Origin of the sequence: Chryseobacterium gambrini (assembly GCF_027920505.1) — a bacterium.
Taxonomy (GTDB): Bacteria; Bacteroidota; Bacteroidia; order Flavobacteriales; family Weeksellaceae; genus Chryseobacterium; species Chryseobacterium gambrini.
In genome coordinates this window covers 3,524,293-3,547,277 of the sequence record NZ_CP115857.1, presented here as the reverse complement: position 1 = coordinate 3,547,277, position 22,985 = coordinate 3,524,293, and the positions used below count along the sequence as shown (strand labels likewise).

Genomic DNA, 22,985 nt, shown 5'->3' with positions numbered 1-22,985 from the left:
TTGAAATTCAGCGGAGGTTTTATTTTTAAAGATCTTGGATGAGTGGTTTTACTTCTTTGCCAAACAGCTCGATAGATTTCATCATAAGATCATGCTCCGGAGCTCCCACATCCATGTGTCCGATAAATCTTGTAATGCCGAAAATTTCTTTCAGGTAGGCAATTTTATCTGCCACTTCTTTTGGAGTACCGATGAACAAAGCTCCTTCTTTGCTTCTTCCGCCGTCATACTGCATTTTCGTGTAAGGAGCCCAACCTCTGGAAGAACCGATTCTGTCCATCTGCGATTTATAGTTGTGGAAATATCCTTCAATCACTTCAGGATCATCACTTACAAAAGTATGCGAATGAACAGCAATCTGCATTTTTGAAACGTCGTGTCCCGCTTTTTTGTATTCCTGCTTGTAGAATTCAATTAAATTTCTGAATTGTACCGGCATTCCTCCAATAATTGCCACCACTAAAGGCATTCCTAATTCTGCGGCACTTAAAACCGACTGCGGAGTTCCGCCGACAGCTCTCCAGATGGGCAGTTTTCCTTCATTTTTTGCTCTCGGATAAACGGTTTGATTCTGCATCGGTGCACGAAGTTTTCCTTTCCAGGTTACATTTTCCTGAGAATTGATTTTAAGCAATAAGTCTAATTTTTCATCAAAAAGTTCCTCATAATCGTTTAAAGAATATCCATATAAGGGAAATGATTCAATGAAACTTCCTCTCCCCACGAAAATTTCAGCACGACCGTCTGAGATTAAATCCAGAGTCGAGAAATCTTCATATACTTTTACAGGCTCTGATGAACTTAAAACCGTAACACCACTCGCTAATTTTATATTTTTTGTAATACTTGCCGCTGCAGCCAGAACAATTTCCGGAGAAGAAACCGCATAATCGGGACGGTGATGTTCTCCCATTGCGAATACATCAATTCCTACCTCATCCATGAATTTTACCTGCTCCAGAATTTCACGAATCTTTACTCCTGCATCTTCATATTTTCCTGTTGTCTGGTCAAAAGCAAGATCGCCAAACATTCCTATTCCTAATTCCATATTGTTGATTTTATACTACAAATTTACGGCAACTGAAAATCAGATACATTGATGTTTGATAAGAAAGGAAATGGGATATTAAGTGCTTATTTTGCTTTTAAGTCTTAAAAACTGTTTTTCGAAAAGATGGTAAGAAAGCACGGAACATACAACTGAAGCAATAAATGACAGCGCAACGACTAACATCCAGTTGAGATTGAATCTATTTCCTATTTTTATAAAAAACATGATTAAAATGGTGTGAAAAATATACAGTCCGTAAGTGTATTTTCCAAGTTTTGCCAAAATACTTTTATCTGAAATTTTAAAAACATTTTTTGTTCCTAAAGTAGATAAAATTAACCCTGAAAATAAAACACTCAAAAGAAATGAAATCAGTACAGGATTTGAAATTATTTTTGAATTCCCTATAAAAACAATAAATGCCAACACCAAAAAAGCGTAACTGTATTTGTAAACAGCAGGAACCGTTTCAAGCTTTTGGATTAGATCTTCTCTAAAGACAAAAATATACGCTGGAATGGCTCCGAAAGCAAAATAGTGAATATTGGTAAAGAGATCTAAAGTCGGTATTTGTAATTTTCCATACACCATCTGCATGATGAATGAAAAAACAATACTTCCCAGAAGAAGTTTCGGAATATTTTTAAGGGAAATAAAGTAAAAAGCCAGTCCCCAGAAAATGTAAAAATGCTCCTCGATACACAAAGACCAGATCACGGTAATCGGCGATACATTGGGAAGCTGATTGGTATACATCGCCATATAATTTTCCAGAAAAGTAAGGGTAAACCACCAATTTGGCTGATATCCTTCGTTGGAATAGGACATATTAAAAAAATCAAGAACAAAAGGCGTACATATCGCAAAAAGTACCATGGCATAATAAAGCGGCCATATTCTTAAAATCCTTCTCATAAAGAACTTTTTCAGCGGAATTGTTCCCTTATTGTTCATTTTTTCGAGAATAAGAATATAGGTGATGAGGAAACCGCTCAGTACGAAGAAAAAAGAAACACCAATCCCCCCTTCCTTGGAAAAATAGTATAAAAAACTATCTTCGGGAACAGGGGAATGGCGTAAAAAAACCAATAAAAAAGACAGAAACCTCAACGAATCGAACGTATGAAAGTGTACTCTGCCTTTTTTGGTGAAGTTCATTATCAATATTTCAGGATTATTTTTTCAGATTCTGATCAAAATAATCTGTTACTTTCTGCATAAGATGCACTCTGTCTTTGCCGATCACGTTGTGCGGATGTCCAGGATACACAAAATAGTCCAACTGAACACCATTATCAACCGCAGATTTGATGAATTTAACGGAATGCTGCCAAACCACAACATCATCCTGTGCTCCGTGAATCATTAATAATTTTCCTTTCAGATTCTGAACTTTATCCAGAAGATTGGCTGTTGCATAACCCTGTGGATTTTCCTGCGGAGTATCCATGTATCTTTCGCCATACATAATTTCGTACATACTCCAGTCGATTACAGGTCCTCCTGCAACACCCACTTTGAAAACATCCGGCTTACGAAGCATGAAACTTGTCGTCATAAATCCTCCGAAGCTCCATCCGTGGATTCCCATTCTTTCGGAATCTACGTAAGGAAGAGATTTTAAATACTCTACTCCTTTCATCTGGTCGTTCATTTCTGTAGTTCCCAGATTTCTGAAAACTGCCTGCTCAAATTTTAACCCACGGTTAGAAGAACCTCTTCCGTCCATCGTGAAAATGATGTACCCGTTTTGCGCCATGTATTCGTACCAAAGATTTCCGGATGCAGGGAAAGAATTGGTAATAAGCTGCAAATGCGGACCGTTGTATAGATAAACAATCACCGGATATTTTTTATTCTGGTCAAAATTGGTCGGAAGAATCATTTTTCCGTACAAAATTGTTCCGTCGTCGGCTTTTAAGTTGATATTTTTAATTTCCGGGCGCTGATAATTTTTCAGTGTATTTTCAGCAGTCAGAAGATTGTTTGTCTTTAATGTGTTTGTGTTGATGATGTTGGCAACTCTTGGCGTATCGGCGTTGCTGTAGACATCATACAGGAAATTTCCGTCGCTGCTTAACACTCCGGAGTGAACTCCTTCTGCGTTATCCATTCTCTGCATCTTAAAATTTGTCCAGTTGATTCTGTACAAATGCTTTTCCAACGAAGTCTCTTTCGTGGAGGTAAAATAGATTTCTTTTTTCTTTTCATTGAAACCTAAAATATCCGTTACCAGCCAATCTCCTTTTGTAATCTGTGCAACGAGTCCTTTTTCCAGATTGTAGTGGAATAAATGGTTATACCCTGTTCTCTGGCTCTGCCAGATGAAATCTGTATTGGAATTCGGGAAGAATGTTAAAGGATGTTGAGGTTCCACATATTTATCACTTGTTTCTTCGAATAAAGTTTTTACTAAATTTCCTGTCGAAGCATCATATTGATTCATTTTCAGGTAATTCTGCCCTCTGTTCAGAACGCCTACAAAAATATACTTTGAATCCGGACTCCAGGTAACAGCCGTTAAGTACTGATCTTTTTCGCCTTCGATATTTAAGAAGGTTGTGTTCTGAGTTTTAATATTGAAAACTCCCAGAGTTACCTGATGAGACGTTTTTCCCGCCATCGGATATTTGATATTGTGATTTACAGCAGGAGTTACAGACCAGTCAATAATCGGATAATCAGCAACCATCGTCTGATCCATTCTGTAAAAAGCTACACTTTCAGAATTTGGAGCCGGGAAAATTCCGGTATCAATTCCGAATTCGTTACGGTGAACATTGGAAGCTCCATTCAGGATATTTTCATCGGTATCGTTGGTTACCGCAATGGTTTTTCCGTTTTTGTTAACAAATAAATTATTCTTTACGGTAAATGCAAAGGTCTGGTTATCTCCAAAAATCTTCATATTGGCAGCATTTTCGTCCAGAGCAACGGAATTTTTTGTTTTCCAGTCGCTGCCTGATTTTTCTACCCATACCATTTTTCCGCCGGAATTAAAATATCCCTGAGAATTGCTGATGAATTTAATTTGTGGAACTGCTTTGAATTTATTGTCTGTTAAATTCTTATTCAACTGGGATAAAGAAACCAGCGTATCCTGCTTGTTGGTTTTCAGATCGGTGATTAAATATCCGCCTTTTACCGCCTGAATATAAGATTTTCCATCTGCAGACCATGAAAACTGCGAGATGTTTTTAACGGCTAAGTTGGTTCTCATCCCGTTTACTGCCTCCGCCATTGTAAATTTTTGGGTCTGAGCCAATGCGCTGCTTCCCAAAACCAGCATCCATAAAGATAATTTATATAATTTCATTGTATAAAATTGAATCCTTCAAAAATAAGAAATAAATATCAATGGTTAAGAAGTGTTAAAGTAAAATGGAGTTTGGTTTTTTGTTGGTTGTTGATGGCTGTTTGCTGTTGTTTATTTTGAATTTATTTGAAGTAATTTCAAATCTTATTAAATGATAAAGTGAGACTTTTGCTTTATTGAGATTTCTACGTCACAATGACTGGGTTAGAATTTTAACGCAAAATACGCAAGGGTTTTGTTTTAATGATTAGGCGGATTTTTGGTCGCAAAGGTACTTCGACAAGCTTAGCATAAACTTTTCACTCAGCAAATGAACTGTATGCTTTTTTGTTTTGTAAGAATATGTAATGTAGTTCCGAGCCATTTTTGAAGTTCGGGTTTGATTTTTGCTGAATGATAAAGAGAGGCTTTTGTTTTATTGAGATTGCTTCGTCTCTTCAGAACTACGTTCGCAGACCTTCTGCTCGCAATGACGTGTAATGAATAACCGGCTTCAATCCTAGCCGTGATTGCAGCAATTGTCTGAGCTCATTTCTTTAGTTTCGGCGCGGCTTCGCCGCGCCGAAACTAAAGAAATAGCGAGTGCGGAAAGCGCGATAAAGCTCCTGATTGAGTTTGAGAGTTTTAAAGTTGGGGAGTTGGAGGGTTGAAGCGTATGAGGGTGTAAGGGTAATAGAAATAGAGTTGTTTTGCTTTTTCCTTAAAAATATTTTTAAGATTTCTCGTTCGTTGAAATGACAGGATTGTGAAAAATACAGCGAAAAGCATTTCTTATCCTACGTCAATGATTTGTACCTCTCTTCTGATATACATTTGCAGTATAATTAACAACAAAAAATATTAATACAATGGCAACAAAATGGAACCTAGACCCTGCTCACAGTGAAATTACTTTTAAAGTAAAACACATGATGATCTCTAATATCAAAGGAAACTTTACAGATTTTACGGCTGAAATTGATGCGGAAGACGATACTTTTGCAAATGCTAAAACAACGGCAACAGTTCAGACAGCTTCTATCTCTACTCACAATACAGACAGAGATAACCACTTAAGATCTGCCGAATTCTTTAACGCTGAAGCCAATCCTACGATTACTTTCGAATCTTCTGCACTGAACAACGAAGTAACAGGAAATTTAACGATTAACGGAATTACAAAGCCTGTAACACTTGATGTGGATTTCAACGGAATTAATGTTGATCCTTGGGGAAATACAAAGGCTGGTTTCTCTTTCGAAGGGAAAATCAACAGAAAAGATTTCGGACTGAACTGGAACGCTGCGCTTGAAGCAGGAGGTGTAATGGTAAGCGAGGAAGTAAAAATCGCCGGAGAATTACAGTTTGTAAAACAAGCATAAGAACATAAAAATCAAGGTAAAAGAGCAAAGGTAATGTAACTTTCCTTTGCTCTTTTCTGTTTTTGAGAATAAAAAAATGAACCTCAACGATTTACAAAACATCAGCGAAAATTTTAGAAATACTCAGAAAATGCCTGTTCTTTTTCTGGGACATGGTTCGCCGATGAATGCTATTGAAGAAAACCAGTTTGTACAGGGTTTCCGAAAAGCTGCGGCTGAAATTCCGAAACCGAATGCCATTCTCTGTATTTCGGCACACTGGTTTACACAGGGAACGAAAGTAACGGCAATGGATATGCCGAGAACAATTCATGATTTTGGAGGTTTTCCGCAGGCTTTGTTTGATGTACAGTATCCGGCTCCGGGAAATCCTGAGTTGGCAAAAGAGACAGCAGAATTGCTGGCTCCGGTTGTCGTAGAGGAAGATCACAACTGGGGACTGGATCACGGAGCATGGTCTGTGATTAAACATATGTATCCGAATGCAGATATTCCTGTTATTCAAATGAGTATTGATTATACAAAACCTCCGCAGTATCATTTTGATTTAGCTAAGAAACTCAATAAGCTCCGCGAAAAAGGAATTTTAATTATCGGAAGCGGAAACATTGTTCATAATTTGAGACTGATCGACTGGAGAAATATCAATACTGTCGGAGCCGGATGGGACTGGGCGATTGAAGCCAGAGAGAAAACCAACAACTGGCTTTTGGACGGAAATTTCCGGAACATCATCGATTACCAGAAACAGGGAACTTCGTTGCAATATGCGGTTCCCACTCCCGATCATTATCTTCCTTTACTCTATACTTTAGGGCTGAAAGAGAAATCTGAAAACCTGAGTTTATTTAATGATGAATTAATTGCAGGATCTCTGAGTATGACGAGTGTGAGAATAGGATAAAAAGAAACGGAAGAAATTTTCTTCCGTTTCTTTTTTATTAAGGGCAATGCTATCATTAGATTCTTTGAATACCAACAACATGAGGTTGTCCGTCAATCGGAGCATAGATTTCTACAACGGCATTCCAAACTACCTCAGAAGGCGGCATGGAAGCAAGGCACTGGTAACGGTAGTTTGTTCCGTTTACCACTTGTGTAGATACAGATTGCGGTTGATATTTTACTCCAACAAATCCATTCATTGCTTCGTCGAATACTTTTTGATCTTCCGGTGTTAAAGGATGATACGCTGTCCAGCCTCCTACTAATTCTTTTGTTTCCATGTTTTAATTTTATTTTGTGTTCCTACTCTTCTGGCTTTTCGGATTTCGCCCCGTTTGAATGGTTTCTGGTCTCCATGATTATTAAGTTTTGTTTGTGATCACCTTTCAAAGATACCACACTTCCTCTAGAGCGGTTAGCGTAGATTTACCACTTTTTCACTTTACGTAGAAATACTTAATATGATGATTCAGGAGAAATAAAAAGGGAATATCGTTAATTAACAATATTCCCTTTCCTCTATTTTTAGTTTGAATTTTTACTGTACCGCCTGTAAAACATTAATATTTCCATATCCGTAATCTGAGTTCGGAGTCGGATAATAGGTTGCAGACTGTCTCATTTTATTAATAACCTGATCTCTCGTCCATGAAGGATTTTTAGCCCAGACCAACGCCGCAATTCCTGCGGTGGAAGCTGTTGCTACAGAAGAACCACCTACATAATCCGTTTGTCCGTTATAGTAACTTAAGACCGGAATATTGCTTCCTGAACCTCTTTCCATCTGATAAGTAAAATCGATTTCGCTTCCTGAGTGGCAAACATCGCATTTCTGATTGGACGTATTTTCTTTTACTCCTGTTATCGCTTGTGTTTCAGGCATCCAAGCCGGAAAAATAACGCCTACGAAGTTCGTGAAGCTGGTGGAAGTTCCTCCTGCGCAGAAAATTAATTTTCCTTTTGAATACGCATATTTTACGCCATCTTCAATTTTCCCGACAGAAAAGATATGTCCCATCGACATTGAAATAATTTTTACACTGTTATTATTTCCCAGCTCTGTAAACGCTATTTTCACTCCGTTTTGCTCATGATATCCGTCCAGAACTACATTAGAAGCTGCTCTGTACGTTACCAGATTGGCATTGTAAGCCACACCAACCGGCTGTCCCTGATTATTTCTCGGAGCGGCTGCAGCAGAAGCCATGCTTGTTCCGTGGCCGCATTTATCCGCAGAACCGTCGTATCCTGTACTCCACGGCCAGACTGAATCTACATACACTCCATTTTTGCTGATAGTTCTTCCTGTAGAAAGTCCGTTATTAAAGCTGCTTCCTAATAAAGACTGCTCCGGAGAAACACCGCTGTCTATCACTCCAATGGTCACTCCTGCTCCTGTGCTGTAGCTCCATGCATTAATGATATTGTGTTTCGTAAATGACCACGGTGCTTTTGCATTAGGAGAAACGGTTGTATAATCCGCAGCATTCAAAGCGGTAGATTCAAATCCGCATCCTGAAGAACTGCTGCTGGATTTTGCAGTTGCCCCGAATTGTTTTTCGTTTTCGAAATAACGGTAATCTGCAGGTTCCAGATAACGGATGTTTTTCATTTTTCTGAGTGCAATCACCGTTTCCTGCTTTTCGATGGCAACGTCGATCTGATTCAGATATTGGTCTGAAGACAGTAAAATTCTGTCGGTCTTTCCTTCATATTTTTTAATCAGGTCTAAAATTTCGTTTTCAATGGCTTTGTTGTCTGCATCCAGACTTCTGTCGAAAGAAGAGCCAAATCCGATGGAAGCAATTTTATTTCCCTGAAAAATCCCGCTCCACAGAAAATGATCGGAAGATTCATTCCATGAAAATCTGCCTTTCGTTTTGATGGTTTCGTTGATTTTTTCATTGATCTGTTTTGCCGTTAAAGGATCTTTCTGGGTAATTTCCGTACTGGCAACATTGTTCTGAAGATCGTCTCTGTTACATGCCGTGAAAACAAAGAATAACAATAAAAGGTAAAAAACATTTTTTCTCATATAAATACTATTTGATTGGTAAAACCAAGATATTAATTTACAATGAATTACCGAACAACAGAATTTAAAAATTTATTATGCTTAAAATAATACTATGAAATTAAGCTATAAAACTTTTTCATAACAGACACTTTTATCAATTCCGATGTACTGTCCGTAATTTGGAATTCTTGTGTAACCGCTTTTTTCATAAACAGAAAGGGCTTCATTCTGCTCCAATGAGCTTTCCAACACCGCTTTTGTATAATTCAATTCCTTTGCCCAAAATTCAAGTTCTTTAACGATCGTTGTTGCCAAACCCTTCTTTCTGAAATCAGGATTGGTGTACATTCTTTTAATTTCAACTGTTTTTTCGTCAAATTTTTTAAATGCTCCACAAGCCGCAGGAATTTCATCCACATAAATAACAATACAGTTTTTGATCGCATCAATTTTGTTAAACTGATCGTAAAAAGCATGATCTTCCCCATTGCGAATGGCTAAATCCGCATCTAAAAGCTGTACTAAATTTTGAAAATCTTTATTGGAAGAATCTGTTCTTTTGATTGTCATGGAAATGGTTTTAGGCTAAATTAAAGATTTTGTTTTTAAATTTTAATACTTTTTCAAAGGTTATATTTTTTAACCCAAGTAACACTCATATTTTCACAATTCAATACAAATATTTTTTTTAAATCTTAAAAAATAAAAAAGACTTCCATTTCCGGAAGCCTTTGCATTATTTACTTTTTGGTGGCGGTGGAGATTGATACCCTTTTTGTGTGTTAATTTTATCAATCAGCTTTTTTGCTAAATTCTGCCCCCATTCTCTGCCAACTTCCATACTTTCATTCATGATTAAAGGCATGTTAGAAATTGTTTTTTGTCCGATAGGAGTTTTGTAGAATTTTATCAGCTCATCAAGATCCGATTCTGTATAATATTTTGCATAAATAGGAATATAGAGTTTAGAAAATTCTTCTGTGGAAACTTCTTTTAAAAATCCATTCCAAAATTCATCAGGAATATCTTTATAATTTTCTTTATATGTATTTACAAATTGCTGAGCTCCCTGTACCGCCATTTTACTGACTCCGGTAACTTCAATTAATTCTTTGATCTTTGCTTCTTTTGATGTTTGGGCAAAGCCTGTAACACCTATAAAAAGAACAAACGCTACTAAAATTTTTTTCATCTTGTTTTAATTAACTATAAATTTTCTTTCATTTATCAATTCTGCGATTGCAAGCATATCCTGACCAATCAGTCGGTCATCTTCAAGCTTAGCTACTTTTGAACGAAGGATTTCAAAATTTTCTTCAATAATTTTTGAACATTTTGCCGGTCTTCGGAATTCTAAACCTTGTGCTGCAAACATAAGTTCAACCGCCAAAATATTCACAAGATTGCCAAGAACCTGATTGAATTTTCTTCCGGAAATACTTCCCATCGAAACATGATCTTCCTGTCCTAAACTCGTCGGAATAGAATCCGCAGAAGCCGGAAAACACAATGTTTTATTTTCCGTAACCAACGCAGCAGAAGTATATTGAGGAATCATAAATCCGGAATTCAGACCTGAACTTTCCGTTAGCAATCTTGGTAAGCCGTATTTTCCTTCCAGCAACAAGTAACTTCTTCTATCTGAAATATTTCCCAGTTCGGCAGCAGCTAAAGTTGCATAATCCAAAGGTAAAGCCATCAACTGTCCGTGGAAATTTCCTCCGGAAATAGATTCTTCCGCGCTTAAAACGATTGGATTATCCGTTACCGAATTCAGTTCCGTTTCTGCCATTATTTTCAGATGTTCGAAGGCGTTTCTGCTTGCACCGTGAACCTGCGGAACACATCTCATGGAATACGGATCCTGAACTCTGTCGCAATATTCGTGTGCTTTAAGGTTTTCAGAACTCTTTAAAAATTTAAGCATTCTTGCCGCAACTTTTTTACTTCCCTCAAAAGGACGGATCTCATGCAGCTCTTTTTTAAACGGACTTGCAGAACCTCTGTAAGCTTCAATACTCATTGCAGCCGTCATATCCGCAAGATCAAGCAAATATTCAAATTTTTCTAATCCTTTAATCGCATGCGCAAGAATAAACTGCGTTCCGTTGATTAATCCCAATCCTTCTTTCGGTCCTAAAACCAAAGGTTCGAGATTATTTTTTTCTAAAATTTCGGCTGTTTCAAAAATTTCATTTCCAACCCAAACTTTTCCCAGCCCTAAAAGCGGTAAAACAAGATGCGCCAAAGGTGCCAAGTCTCCCGAAGCTCCTACAGAACCCTGCTCCGGAACTACAGGAATGATGTCTTTTTCCAGCATTAAGATCAATCTTTCGATCACTTCCAGAGAAACTCCTGAAAAACCTTTTGACAGTGCATGAACTTTCGCTATCATCATAATTTTAGAAAGTTCTTTATCAATTGGTTTTCCTACGCCTACTGCGTGAGAAATAATCAGATTATATTGCAACTGCGCAGTTTCATCCGCCGATATTTTTGTATCGCAAAGAGGTCCGAAACCTGTATTGATCCCATAAACACATCGGTCTGATTCTACAATCTGCTGTACATTTTTCTGGGATTTTAAAATCTGTTCTTTAGCGGTTTTGTTTAATTTAGCTTTATTTGGAGTTTTGCAGATCTCCAAAACATCATGGAAACTGAAAACATCTACACCGTATATCATTCTCAAAATTTTGTCTTAAAATTACACATTTGGCAACGATTGGAAAAACTAAATTTCAACAGTCTGTATTTTTCTGAGAATAAGTGAATTAATTTGCTATTTTTACCGCCGAAATATAAAAATTAATATCCCATGAAACTTAAAACTTTAGTGTTTACGCTGTTTCTTGTAAGCACGGCTTCTTTCGGACAGAAAGTAAAATACTCCAAGGAAGAAATTAAAAAAATGGAACAGTACCTTTTTAATGAAGGTTTTAACGCTCCCTCTGTAAAAAAGACATCTACCGTAATATTAAAGGACGGAACGACTCATAAAGGTTTCTGCAGCAAAACAGATACGAAAAAAGGTCAGATTTTTGAGGTTACGCTGAAAGACAGTATTTCTAAAAAGCCATCGGTATTTGTTGCCGATAACATCAGCGAAATGTACCTGTATCCGAATGAGGCTGAAAAAGTGGGGAAAGTTTTTAAGTACATGGGCAACATCAGAAACTATCAGACCAAGAAATTAAAAAACTCAACCACCAAAGACCGTATTCACTTTGTAAACCAGACCGTTTCCCTGAAAAATAAGAAGGACGACAAAGAATTCTTAATGCAGGTCATCAATCCGGAATTTGATGATATCATTTCCATTTATCATGATCCCAGAGCAAAAGAAACCGGCGGATTTTCGGTGATGGGTTCTCCACAATTGGGCGGCGGTGTTACAAAATCCTACTATGTAAAAAAAGGAGATAAAGTAATGTGGCTTCATAAAGATGATTTCGAAGACAATTATGATTTTCTTTTCGGAGACAATGCTGAGTTTATGAAAAAATATCCTAAGAATTCCGTGGAATGGGATTATTTCAGCTTTTTAGTGTATCAGTACACAGAAATGAGCCAAAGCTAAATTTTTTACCCAAAAAATACACAAAAAATCAGCAGTTTATAAAGTTAACCAGCGTATAAATTATTTTGCTCCTTTTTGTGGTTAATTAAGATCAATTTTAACAAATATTATAAAGCTGTAGCATTTTTACAGCTTTTTTTGTGCTTCTAAATTCCGTAATTTTGTTATATGAATCCTTCTTTAGAATTACAACTCAAAACTTTACCTTCCGAGCCCGGTGTTTATCGTTATTATGACAAAAATGATCAGCTTTTGTATGTAGGAAAGGCTAAAAATCTGAAAAAAAGGGTTCTCTCCTATTTCAACAAAAATCTTTCAGGGTACCGCATCAAAATCATGGTGGGAAAAATCCAGCGACTGGAAACAACGATCGTTAACAGTGAATATGATGCACTTTTACTGGAAAATAATTTAATTAAGGAACATCAGCCGTTTTATAATGTCATGCTGAAGGATGACAAAACGTATCCGTGGATCTGTATTAAAAACGAAGATTTTCCGAGAATTTTTCTTACGCGTACCAAAATTAAAGACGGTTCCGAATATTACGGACCTTACGCAAAAGTACGTCCTGCAAAGATTCTTCTTGATACGATAAAGCATATTTACAAATTAAGAACCTGCAATCTCAATTTAGCTCCGAGTAAAATTGATGAAGGAAAATACAAGGTCTGTCTGGAATATCACATCAAAAACTGTGAAGGACCTTGCGAAGGCTTGGAAAGCAAGGAAGATTATGATGAAAAAATAGATGCCATCCGCGGAATCATCAAAGGAGATTTCCGTAAAGCAAAAGAATATCTGGTGAACCAGATGATGAAATATGCCACCAATCTCCAGTTTGAAAATGCTCAGATCATCAAGGAAAGAATTGATGCGCTTGAAGATTATCAGACTAAAAATACAGTGGTGAATCCGAGTATTGATGATGTGGATGTTTTTGGAATGACAAGTGACGAAACGGCAGCTTACGTTAATTTCTTTAAAATAAGGAATGGAAATATTATCCAGAGTTATACCACTGAGATCAAAAAAATCCTTGAAGAAAGCGACGAAGACATTATGGAGCAGGCTTTGGTGGAAATCCGTCAGAAATTCGATTCCCATTCAAAAGAAGTGCTTCTGCCTTTTCACCTGTCTATTGAAATTCCGAATGTAAAACTGATCGTTCCGAAAGTAGGTGATAAAAAGCGAATCGTTGAGCTTTCTGAAAAGAATGCGAAAGAATACCGTTTAGAAAAATTAAAACAGGTTCAGATCGTTGATCCGGAAAGACATACGAACAGAATTATGTCTGAAATGCAGAAATTGCTGAGAATGCCGGTTGAACCAAGACATATCGAAGGTTTTGATAACTCCAATATTCAGGGAACGAATCCTGTTTCTGCGTGTGTTGTTTTCAAAGACGGAAAACCAAGCAAAGCCGATTACAGAATTTTTCATCCGAAAACCGTGGAAGGTCCCAATGATTTCGCTACAATGGAGGAAGTGATCTACCGCCGTTACAAAAGAATGCTGGATGAAGGCGAAGATCTGCCTCAGTTGATTTTAATTGACGGTGGAAAAGGTCAGTTATCTTCTGCGGTAAAAAGTCTGAGACTGTTAGGATTATACGGAAAAATTACCATTGTAGGCATTGCGAAACGTCTGGAAGAGATTTTCTTTCCGGAAGATCCTATTCCTTTATATTTGGATAAAAAGTCTGAAACGCTGAAGATTTTGCAGCGTGTGAGAGACGAAGCACACCGATTTGGCGTGAAACATCACAGAACCAGAAGAAAAAATTCTACGATAAAATCTGAGCTGGAGGAAATTCCGGGAGTTGGGGAAAAAACAATTGAATTATTGCTTTCAAAATTAAAATCAGTCAAGAGAATCAAGGAATCTAATCTTGAGACATTGGAGGAGATTTTAGGGAAAAGCAAAGCGAAAATCATTTACGATTTTTTCAACGAATAAGGATAAACGCGAAATAAATAGCAAATAATAAATTATTTTATGAAAATAATTTTTATAATATTTGTTAATTTAAATATTTTTTATAAATTAGATGAAGTTAAAGACTACTTAACTCAAGAACTTCTTCATATTTAAATTTACAAAAAAAAGTCCTCGTTATGAGGACTTTTTGATTTATGCTGTAATGCCGTTACTTTTTATAAAATATTTCTTTGCCGTACTCACCGCCGGACAAAGGCATTTCTATAATAATATTTCCATTTTCGTAGTATCCTAATGTAGATTCTCCGTTTTGTAGTTTTACTCTGAAAACATCGCTTTTTGTCGTTGCTTTGAAAGTTGCAAACGGTGAAGAGCTGTTAGAATTTACCAGAATAAATTGAGAATTGTCGATCTGAATTTTTTGAAGATCCATCTTTCCGTTGCTGAATTTCAACGCGGTATTGTCTACAGATGAAGATGAGCTGTTGGTAACAACCTGCGTAGAGTTTGTTGTTACGGTTTCCTGAACTTTTACCGGAGAAGCAGGCTGTGCTGTAGGATTAGCCGGAGAAATGGAAACAAAAGTCTGTTTCAGCGCATCCTGATAACCTTCTTTGTATTCCTTGATGTTAGAAGCGCCTTTAATGGATGAAACTACTTTATCGTTACAGTCTTTAAACTGAACCAATACTTTGTTTCGCAAAAAACCACTGTCGTTGATGATATCTGCCATCAAAACATTGCATGGATTACTTTGCGCTTCAGCGGGCCATTGTAACTTATCTGCCGGAATTACCGAGTAATTTTTACTTCTTAAGGTTTTGGTTAATAAATCATTCAACCCGAAATCTTCTTTAAAAGTTTCCAGTTTCGAAGGAAGAGAGATATATTTATAATCCGAAACCTTCTGTCCGAAAGCCAACATCGAACTGGCTGTTAATATGATAAGTGATATTTTTTTCATTTAATTTAAAATTTAGTCGTTTCTGAATTGCCCGATATCCAGTTTCAGAGAAAAGAAATTGGAATAGAAATTAGATCCTCCGATTCCGGAGTTTGTAATTGCATAATCCAGCGTAAGACCTCGGTATCTGATCCCGATTCCCGCACTCGGCTGGAAAGAAACTTTTCTTCTGAGATCCTCAATATCTGTAATCGACTGGAATCTGTTCACCCCCAATCTCACGAAAATCATTTTCTGATAGCCTAATTCTGCTCCGGCATACGGTGTTAAACTCGCAAAATCGGTAGAAACCAATGCAGCAGTTTTTGCAAAATCTACGTTAATTCCCGCTTCCGGCAATACATACACACTGCTGTTGATTTCAAACATCTTACTTACACCTGCATTTAATTTCGGCATCGTAAGCTCCATTTTATCTTTTGGCGCAGGGTTGAATTCTTCTCCGTTAACCACTGTGGAAAGTTCTTTCTGGTTGACGCTCCAGAAGTTGACTGTAGTGGTTGCATCTCTCAGCATACCTCCCAGTTTCCACCCGTTGTCCATTTTATAAATAGCCCCCACATCGAAACCGAAACCATATCCGTTGGCAAATTTCCCTACATTTCTGTAAACGATTTTAGCGTTAATCCCCACATCAAGCTTCTGATTTCCTCCCGGGTTGAATGCATACGAAAGAATTGCTGCGTAATCGGACTGGGAGAATTTGGTGATTTTGTCATAATCAATATTTCCTTCGGTGTCGATTAACTGTGTGGTATTTAAGATATTATCTACTCCCAATCTTACAACAGAAACTCCAAAAACTCCGGTTTCCAGAACTTTTGCATAGGCTAAATAATCGTATTTTGCGATAGATTCGAAATATTCGGCGTGCATTGCTGCGCCCTGCCAGTCTTTTTCCACGCCCATTAATCCAGCGGGGTTCCACATCGGGGAATAGACATCATCCTGATTGGAGATCACCGCACCTCCCATGGCAAGACCTCTTGCTCCGGCTCCGATGTTCAGAAATTCGTTGGAATATTTTCTGATGATCTGGGATTGCGATATCCCGAAAACCAGAGAGAATGCAAGTAAAAAATATTTTTTCATCATATCAATTGATGCTTAATTTAAAGTTTTTTGTTTTTTAGCTTTTATCAATCCGTTAGCAATGATTGCCAGTATCATAACTCCTGAAGCGATGTAAAAAATCGGGCTCATGTGTTCTGATTCCCCAAAGATAAAAAAAGCTAGTATAATTCCGTAAACCGGTTCTAAATTAACTGTTAAAATTAATGTAAAAGGCGAAATATATTTCATGAGATTCACCGATTCCAGCATCGGGAAAGCTGTGAAAACACTTGCCAGTAAACCTATTAACGCGATATCGCGGTAACTTATTTCATTTATCGAAAAAATTTGTCCTGAGAAGAGATAAAATATCAATAAAATAAACCATCCTGAGAATATTTCATAAAAAATAATATTTCCTGAGCTTGTTTTTCCAAACATCTTTCCGTTGAAAACCGAAAAAATGGTTCCGAAAATGGCACACAGCACTCCGTAAAATATTCCTTCTTTGTACTGAAATTCTGTTTTGAAGATCAACAAAATACAGGCGACAATTACCACTCCCATGACGACTTCCGAAACGTCAATCTTTCTTTTGAAAATCAAAGGTTCCAGAATGGATGCAAATAAGGTGGATAAAGACAGACAGCTTAATGCGATGGAAACATTCGATATTTTAATGGAATAAAAAAAGCAGTACCAGTGAATCGCCATCGAAAAGCCGATTGCAGCCAGCTGGAAAAATACTTTCTTCGAAACCTTAATGCTGTCTTTTTTGAAAACACGGATGTACACAAAAAGACAGATCGCCGCAAACAGCATTCTGTAAAAAACCAGAATTTCTGCATTCGCATGAATCAGTTTTCCCAAAATTGCTGTAAATCCCCACAAAAACACTATCAAATGCAATCTGAAAAGAGCCAATTTATGCATATCCTACCTTCTTTTACTATTTCTGCAAAAATACAAATAGGTTTTACATTTCGTGTAATAATTTTTCAGTAAAGCTTCTGATTTTCTGATAAAATTTAAAACGCGAATTGTTTGAAGGAAATCAGGAATTAAGATTCCTATTTAACATAAAATAAAAAAACCCTGAAAATTTATTCAACTTTCAGGGCCTTCAAATAATAAACTATTAAAAAAATAAACTAGGAACTTAGAGGAAGGATGAGATTTCACTCTCCCTTTCTCTAATGTAAAGTTAGCAAATTACGAACCATAAAAAATATATTTTTTGTTAAATATTTCATAAAATTCTGAAAACCAATTTATTAAACATTTGTTTATATCCATTTTCATTCCATGTAAAAAATAGTATCTTTAAACGGAAAAAATTGAAATTTTTATGGACATTGAATTCAACAAAAGAGAAGATCAGAACAGACTAAAATTATCCGACATCAATCGCTTATTGACAGAAATTAAAAAGGGGGGTGGTGAAAAGAGGCTTCAGAAGCTTCGTGATGAGGGAAAAATGACGGCAAGAGAAAGAATTGACTATCTTCTTGATAAGGATTCTGATTCCATAGAAATTGGTGCTTTTGCAGGATATGAGATGTATGAGGAACACGGAGGCTGTCCAAGCGGAGGGGTTGTTGTGGTAATGGGGTATGTCTCTAAAAGACAATGCATCATTGTGGCAAATGATGCTTCTGTAAAGGCGGGAGCATGGTTTCCGATCACGGGTAAGAAAAATCTGAGAGCTCAGGAAATTGCCATGGAAAACAGACTTCCGATTATTTATCTGGTAGATTCCGCAGGGGTTTATTTACCGATGCAGGATGAGATTTTTCCTGATAAGGAGATGTTCGGGAGAATTTTCAGAAATAATGCTAAAATGAGTGCTGCAGGAATTATTCAGATTTCTTCTGTGATGGGAAGCTGTGTTGCCGGAGGTGCCTATCTTCCGATTATGAGTGATGAAGCGATGATTGTGGAGGGAACGGGTTCTATTTTCCTTGCAGGAAGTTATCTGGTAAAAGCGGCAATCGGGGAAAGTATTGATAATGAAACTCTGGGAGGTGCAACTACACATTGTTCGATTTCGGGAGTTACGGATTATAAGGCTAAAGATGATAAGGATGCGCTGAACAGAATTAAGAATATCATGAAGTCTTTGGGAAGTACTGAGAAAGCAGGTTTTGACAGAATTGAAAGTGTACAGCCGAAAGAAAAGCCTGAGAATATTTTCGGGATTATGCCTGTTTCAAGAGCGGATCAGTATGATACCTACGATATTATAAAATGTCTTGTAGACAATTCTGAGTACGAAGAATATAAGCCTGATTACGGGAAAAGCATTATCTGTGCCACGGCAAGAATCGATGGATGGTCTGTAGGAATTGTAGCGAACCAGAGAAAGCTTGTAAAAAGCGGAAAGGGTGAAATGCAGTTTGGAGGGGTGATTTATTCTGATTCTGCGGATAAGGCAACCCGATTTATTGCGAACTGTAACCAGAGAAAAATTCCTTTGGTGTTTTTACAGGATGTCACCGGTTTTATGGTAGGTTCTAAATCTGAACACGGAGGAATTATTAAGGATGGCGCAAAAATGGTAAATGCTGTTTCTAATTCTGTAGTTCCTAAGTTCACGATTATTACAGGAAATTCTTACGGAGCCGGAAATTATGCGATGTGCGGAAAGGCTTATGATCCAAGATTAATTGTTGCGTGGCCATGGGCAGATCTTGCCGTAATGGGCGGTGCACAGGCTGCAAAAGTTTTAGCACAAATCCAGGAGTCTACTCTGAAAAAGCAAGGAAAAGAAATTTCTGAGGAAGAACATAAAGAAATTCTGGATTCTATTTCGGCAAAATATAAGAAACAGACGGAAGCAACGTATGCAGCAGCGAGGTTGTGGACCGACGCAATTATTAATCCTGTTGATACCAGAAAATGGATTTCTATGGGAATTGAAGCTGCGAACCATTCTCCGATTACCGAGAAGTTTAATCTGGGAGTGATACAGGTTTGATGATTGATTAATTACAAATGTAATTTGTATGCATGAATAGATTAATCTGCCAGAATTCTTTTTAACAGAAAAATGTTAAACAGCTTTCAACAAGATTAATTAGCCTGTCCGTTTAATAGAGAAATTCTCTTATGTTTTTTCCTTTAGATTTTTTATAAATAGAATATCAATCGATTCAGCGATTTATCTATTTTGAAGGAAAATGAGTTACCTCATTTATTAAACGGACATTCAAAATAATTTTATTATAAAAAACACAAATAGTTATTATGCATTACAGAAGTCCGCATTTTTCTTATCATGAAGCGAAAGGAATTTTAATAAGATTAAAAAGGCTTTTCAATACGTATGCTCTCAGCCTTTGTATTGTGTTTATTTTTAACACTATACTTCTCTATACTTATGGTTTATATTTTTTAACCGCCATTCTGCTCACTTGTACAGCATTCCTTTTATATTTAGTTTTTTCGAAAGCTATTTATTATTCACTCACATTCATGTATATTGTTTATGCTCTGTTTTCAGTGATCATATTTTATGTAAGCTCTTATCTAGGAACTAAATCTGGTATAGATTTGTACTATATAAGCTTAATACTCTGCATTCCATATTCTGTTAATCTCAAGTTGCAATCCAGAAAAATGATGCCTATTTTCATTTTCATCTGCCTCGAACTTTTAATTAATTTTGGTACAGACCATCGTCTTTTTTATAATCGCTCCGTTCCACAGGAGCTGCAATCTAAAGTATTTAAAATAAGTACTTTATTTAATATTCTAAATACTATTATCAGTACTATATTAATGCTTAATATTAAAAATTTTGTTCTCAAATTATATAAAACTAAAATAAAAACTGAGACGAAATTACAGGAATTTGTAAATAAAAACAATGTTTCTCCTGATGATCTGTACGATTTAAATAATCTTGCCAAAGAAAACAGTTCTTTGTTTTTTCTAAAATTTTCTCAAACTTTTCCATTTTTTATTCAAAAAATTAAGAAAAACTATCCTTCACTAACCCATAATGAAATCATGGTATGTGCTTATCTAAAGCTTAATTATTCAACAAAAGAGATCGCTATCTATTCAAACTCGAGCTTAAGGTCTATTGAGAATAAGAAGTACAGAATCAGAAAAAAAATAGAATTAGAATCTAAGGAGGATCTTGCTCTTTTTATTTCGAATTTCTAATTATAATTGCCCATAACTTTTTGGTATTTTTTGCAATATCAGGATTTAATGATTCTTATCCATCTAAAGCTATCATTTAAAGAATAACTCTAAAAACAAGCTGATTATACGAAGGATAAATATAACCGATGTATTCAATATTATCTTTTTTGATTGAATATCAGCGGTTGTATCTTTCTAATTTCAAAATTATTATTCGACAATTTCTACACATTTAATTTATCTTTTTCAGCGTAATCTGTGAGTTATTTAAAGTCCGTGAAATATTTAAATCTTGATGTATTTTGAGATGGTTAACCAATCTTTTCCGTATCTGAATAAGTTTGGGCTAAAGCCAATTGTTTTCTTAATTAGTAAAATGAACTAAAGCCTATTGATATTTTGTATTGTTTTTTCATCGAACTCACGTTAATTAAAATTCAGCTTTAAAAATTCAAATACTTCATAATACTGTCTCTTTTTGTTTATTGAAGAAACGGATAAAAATTGATTTATTTATTTAAAAATGATTTTCCAATCATACTACTTCGTTTTCGTGTCGTTTTTCAATATACTTCATTGTACTTATTTAGCATTTTACCTACTCAAAAATAAATATAAATTACTCAAAAAATAAGCAAACCTATATTACACAAAAATATAAAATACTATAATTCAGCAATTTAATATTTTACAAAACCACAAAGTAGATGTAAGTATATGGAATTTTCTCATCAAAGACTCATCTCTTTTATCTTTGAAACATATGTTTAAAAAAATGCAGCCATACATTTTTTATATTATGAATACAGAAAACAGCATACTGAAAACAAGCTATTTTAAAACAAAATTTTTACAAAAAGATCTGACTTTTATATGTACGCATATTTCTGTATTTACATTTTTATTTTTTATTACAATATCGGATCCGCAAAAAAAGATGTTTGCAACAGTGGGCGATTATGTTTTTTCTTCAAACATATCATTTAATAAATATTTAGTCAAAAAGAGTAATAAAAAAGAGAAGCTAAGCCGGACGAGTTTGCCTCTTCATTACCTGATCATTCATTTATTACAAACCTTGTTGTAAAATCTGGTCTCACTATTAATTACGGAACAAAAGTAAAAGAGTATAAAAATATCTATTACCATAGTATTAATTATAAAAGTATAAACTATCTATTTCAAAAGAAAGTAAAGCCCATATTTATGTACGAGCGTATTACCATTATTACAGTCCATTTATTTCCAGAGCATCTCCACCATTTTCTGAAATTTGATTACATATACAGAACTTATATTCCTTTTTAGGTTAGGATAATTAAATATTTTCAGTAGATAACTAAATAAAATTTAAAACGAGGCATGAAAAAAATAACATTAAAAAATAATATAAGATATTTATATATATTATTCGTATCATTTATACCGAGCAGTATATTTGCTCAGGCAACTTTAGAATTTACCTCTGGAGCAGGTAATCCTACGGGCAATGGTCCCACAGTGGCTAATCAAGTGATTACGTTTCAAAAAAACACCAATAATCCTACGGGTAATACTTTTACCGCTTATACGCCTACCACTACGGCTATGTTTTCTTTAACGAATCAACAGCGTACTATGATCCCATCTCCTAATGTCGGCTTGATGTTTGGTGGTACAACTAGTAATTCTACAGGTGCTGTTGTTAATGCATTCACTCTATTTCCTTTAGTAAATGGAGCTGGAGCTCCTACAAATACCATTTTCACTTCAGGTAACTCTAGCGCTGGTACTGGTATAGATGTTACAGCAAATAGGAATGTAGCATTATACTTAAGTTTACGTCCCCTATATGAAAATGGAGCGGCATTACCTACTGTGGGTAACCCTATAAGACATCAATACGCAGATTTGGTCATTACATTTAACAGAGCTGTAAATAACCCTATCATTCATTTTTCAGGATGTGGAGGATCTATTGGTTCTGCTGGTTCTTATAACATTAACTTCACTCCAGAATTTGAATTAATCACATCAGGCTTATCACTCACCAGATTATCTGGCTCTACAGAATTTTCGGTTCCTAATTCTACTGAAATACTTAATAGCGCAGTTCTGCCTAATGCTGCTACTGGTTCAGGAGCCATGAGTGGTTCTGTAATGGTGAATGGGAATAACATTACCAGTGTTACTTTTAGGGTGTATATAAAAGGGGTGCATCCTAATCAGGGACAAGCATTGTATTGGACACAAGCTATTACTTCACAATCAGGTGATGTATTTACTATGGGGGTATCTTTAAGTGATTGCCTAGCTGGTACTACAGCTCCTTCATTAAGTGGGACTACTATAACAAACACGTGTCCCACTACTACAGTAGACCTTAATTCTATACATACAGGCACTACGCCTTCAGGATCTAGTTTGGTTTGGTTTACAAATAATACGCATACAGGAGCAGCTTACGCAACTCCAACTGCTGCTACAGCGGGTACTTATTATGCTTTTTATTATGATTCTACTAATAATTGTTATAGCTCTGCGTCTAACGCAGTAATAGTTACTGTAAATACTTGTTCTGCGGTGTGTACTGGCACTACAGCTCCAGGTATTCAATAATCAC

Annotated in this window: 17 protein-coding genes; 6 read left to right on the top strand and 11 right to left on the bottom strand. The window is 36.1% G+C overall.

Going from position 1 to position 22,985, the window contains the following annotated elements; all coding sequences use genetic code 11:
* Positions 1-25: 25 nt before the first annotated feature.
* The 3 genes from PFY09_RS16330 to PFY09_RS16320 all read right to left on the bottom strand — a co-directional run bounded on the left by PFY09_RS16330 (position 26) and on the right by PFY09_RS16320 (position 4,370).
* On the bottom strand, positions 26-1,051 hold the full coding sequence (locus tag PFY09_RS16330; protein ID WP_271160377.1) for an LLM class flavin-dependent oxidoreductase: 1,026 nt from the start codon (positions 1,049-1,051) through the stop codon (positions 26-28).
* Between the two features lie 78 nt (positions 1,052-1,129).
* Positions 1,130-2,212 (bottom strand): acyltransferase family protein, encoded by a 1,083-nt coding sequence (locus tag PFY09_RS16325; protein WP_271160376.1) that lies wholly within the window; start codon positions 2,210-2,212, stop codon positions 1,130-1,132.
* A 16-nt stretch (positions 2,213-2,228) separates the two neighbouring features.
* A complete protein-coding gene (locus tag PFY09_RS16320; RefSeq protein WP_271160375.1) occupies positions 2,229-4,370 on the bottom strand; it encodes a S9 family peptidase in 2,142 nt (713 codons plus the stop codon).
* An 848-nt stretch (positions 4,371-5,218) separates the two neighbouring features.
* Here PFY09_RS16320 and PFY09_RS16315 point away from each other — a divergent pair.
* Both PFY09_RS16315 and ygiD read left to right on the top strand, forming a co-directional pair.
* The gene (locus tag PFY09_RS16315; protein ID WP_076396693.1) at positions 5,219-5,731 is read left to right on the top strand and encodes a YceI family protein; all 513 of its coding nucleotides are present in this window, start codon (positions 5,219-5,221) and stop codon (positions 5,729-5,731) included.
* A 76-nt stretch (positions 5,732-5,807) separates the two neighbouring features.
* Positions 5,808-6,635 carry a 4,5-DOPA-extradiol-dioxygenase gene (gene ygiD, locus PFY09_RS16310; protein ID WP_271160374.1) on the top strand — a complete coding sequence of 276 codons (828 nt, stop codon included), beginning with the start codon at positions 5,808-5,810 and terminating at the stop codon, positions 6,633-6,635.
* A 55-nt stretch (positions 6,636-6,690) separates the two neighbouring features.
* Here the strand turns inward: ygiD and PFY09_RS16305 are convergent, their stop codons facing one another.
* The 5 genes from PFY09_RS16305 to hutH all read right to left on the bottom strand — a co-directional run bounded on the left by PFY09_RS16305 (position 6,691) and on the right by hutH (position 11,379).
* Positions 6,691-6,957, bottom strand: coding sequence for a hypothetical protein (locus PFY09_RS16305; protein ID WP_116100027.1), 267 nt, complete (start codon positions 6,955-6,957; stop codon positions 6,691-6,693).
* A gap of 257 nt (positions 6,958-7,214) precedes the next feature.
* Positions 7,215-8,711, bottom strand: a complete 1,497-nt coding sequence (locus tag PFY09_RS16300) for a S8 family peptidase (protein ID WP_271160373.1) — start codon at positions 8,709-8,711, stop codon at positions 7,215-7,217.
* Positions 8,712-8,816: 105 nt separating this feature from the next.
* Positions 8,817-9,263: a GNAT family N-acetyltransferase gene (locus tag PFY09_RS16295; RefSeq protein ID WP_268052840.1), complete on the bottom strand. Its 447-nt coding sequence runs from the start codon at positions 9,261-9,263 to the stop codon at positions 8,817-8,819.
* 166 nt (positions 9,264-9,429) lie between these two features.
* The gene (locus PFY09_RS16290) at positions 9,430-9,885 is read right to left on the bottom strand and encodes a DUF2059 domain-containing protein (RefSeq protein ID WP_271160372.1); all 456 of its coding nucleotides are present in this window, start codon (positions 9,883-9,885) and stop codon (positions 9,430-9,432) included.
* A 6-nt stretch (positions 9,886-9,891) separates the two neighbouring features.
* A complete protein-coding gene (hutH, locus tag PFY09_RS16285; RefSeq protein WP_271160371.1) occupies positions 9,892-11,379 on the bottom strand; it encodes a histidine ammonia-lyase in 1,488 nt (495 codons plus the stop codon).
* Positions 11,380-11,511: 132 nt separating this feature from the next.
* Between hutH and PFY09_RS16280 the strand changes: the two genes are divergently transcribed.
* Entirely contained in the window at positions 11,512-12,273 is a 762-nt protein-coding gene (locus PFY09_RS16280) for a hypothetical protein (protein ID WP_271160370.1), read from the top strand.
* A gap of 168 nt (positions 12,274-12,441) precedes the next feature.
* A complete protein-coding gene (gene uvrC, locus PFY09_RS16275; RefSeq protein ID WP_271160369.1) occupies positions 12,442-14,232 on the top strand; it encodes an excinuclease ABC subunit UvrC in 1,791 nt (596 codons plus the stop codon).
* Positions 14,233-14,422: 190 nt separating this feature from the next.
* On the opposite strand, the gene PFY09_RS16270 is transcribed toward uvrC, so the two are convergent.
* The 3 genes from PFY09_RS16270 to PFY09_RS16260 are packed head-to-tail and all read right to left on the bottom strand — an operon-like array spanning position 14,423 to position 17,164.
* Complete coding sequence (locus tag PFY09_RS16270; protein WP_271160368.1) at positions 14,423-15,178, bottom strand: hypothetical protein; 756 nt, start codon at positions 15,176-15,178, stop codon at positions 14,423-14,425.
* Between the two features lie 12 nt (positions 15,179-15,190).
* Complete coding sequence (locus tag PFY09_RS16265) at positions 15,191-16,273, bottom strand: putative type IX sorting system protein PorV2 (RefSeq protein ID WP_076396673.1); 1,083 nt, start codon at positions 16,271-16,273, stop codon at positions 15,191-15,193.
* 12 nt (positions 16,274-16,285) lie between these two features.
* The gene (locus PFY09_RS16260) at positions 16,286-17,164 is read right to left on the bottom strand and encodes a DMT family transporter (protein WP_087711657.1); all 879 of its coding nucleotides are present in this window, start codon (positions 17,162-17,164) and stop codon (positions 16,286-16,288) included.
* Positions 17,165-17,579: 415 nt separating this feature from the next.
* Between PFY09_RS16260 and PFY09_RS16255 the strand changes: the two genes are divergently transcribed.
* Together PFY09_RS16255 and PFY09_RS16250 are read left to right on the top strand one after the other, a co-directional pair.
* A complete protein-coding gene (locus PFY09_RS16255) occupies positions 17,580-19,208 on the top strand; it encodes an acyl-CoA carboxylase subunit beta (RefSeq protein ID WP_271160367.1) in 1,629 nt (542 codons plus the stop codon).
* A gap of 2,537 nt (positions 19,209-21,745) precedes the next feature.
* On the top strand, positions 21,746-22,981 hold the full coding sequence (locus PFY09_RS16250) for a hypothetical protein (protein WP_271160366.1): 1,236 nt from the start codon (positions 21,746-21,748) through the stop codon (positions 22,979-22,981).
* Positions 22,982-22,985 lie beyond the last annotated feature (4 nt).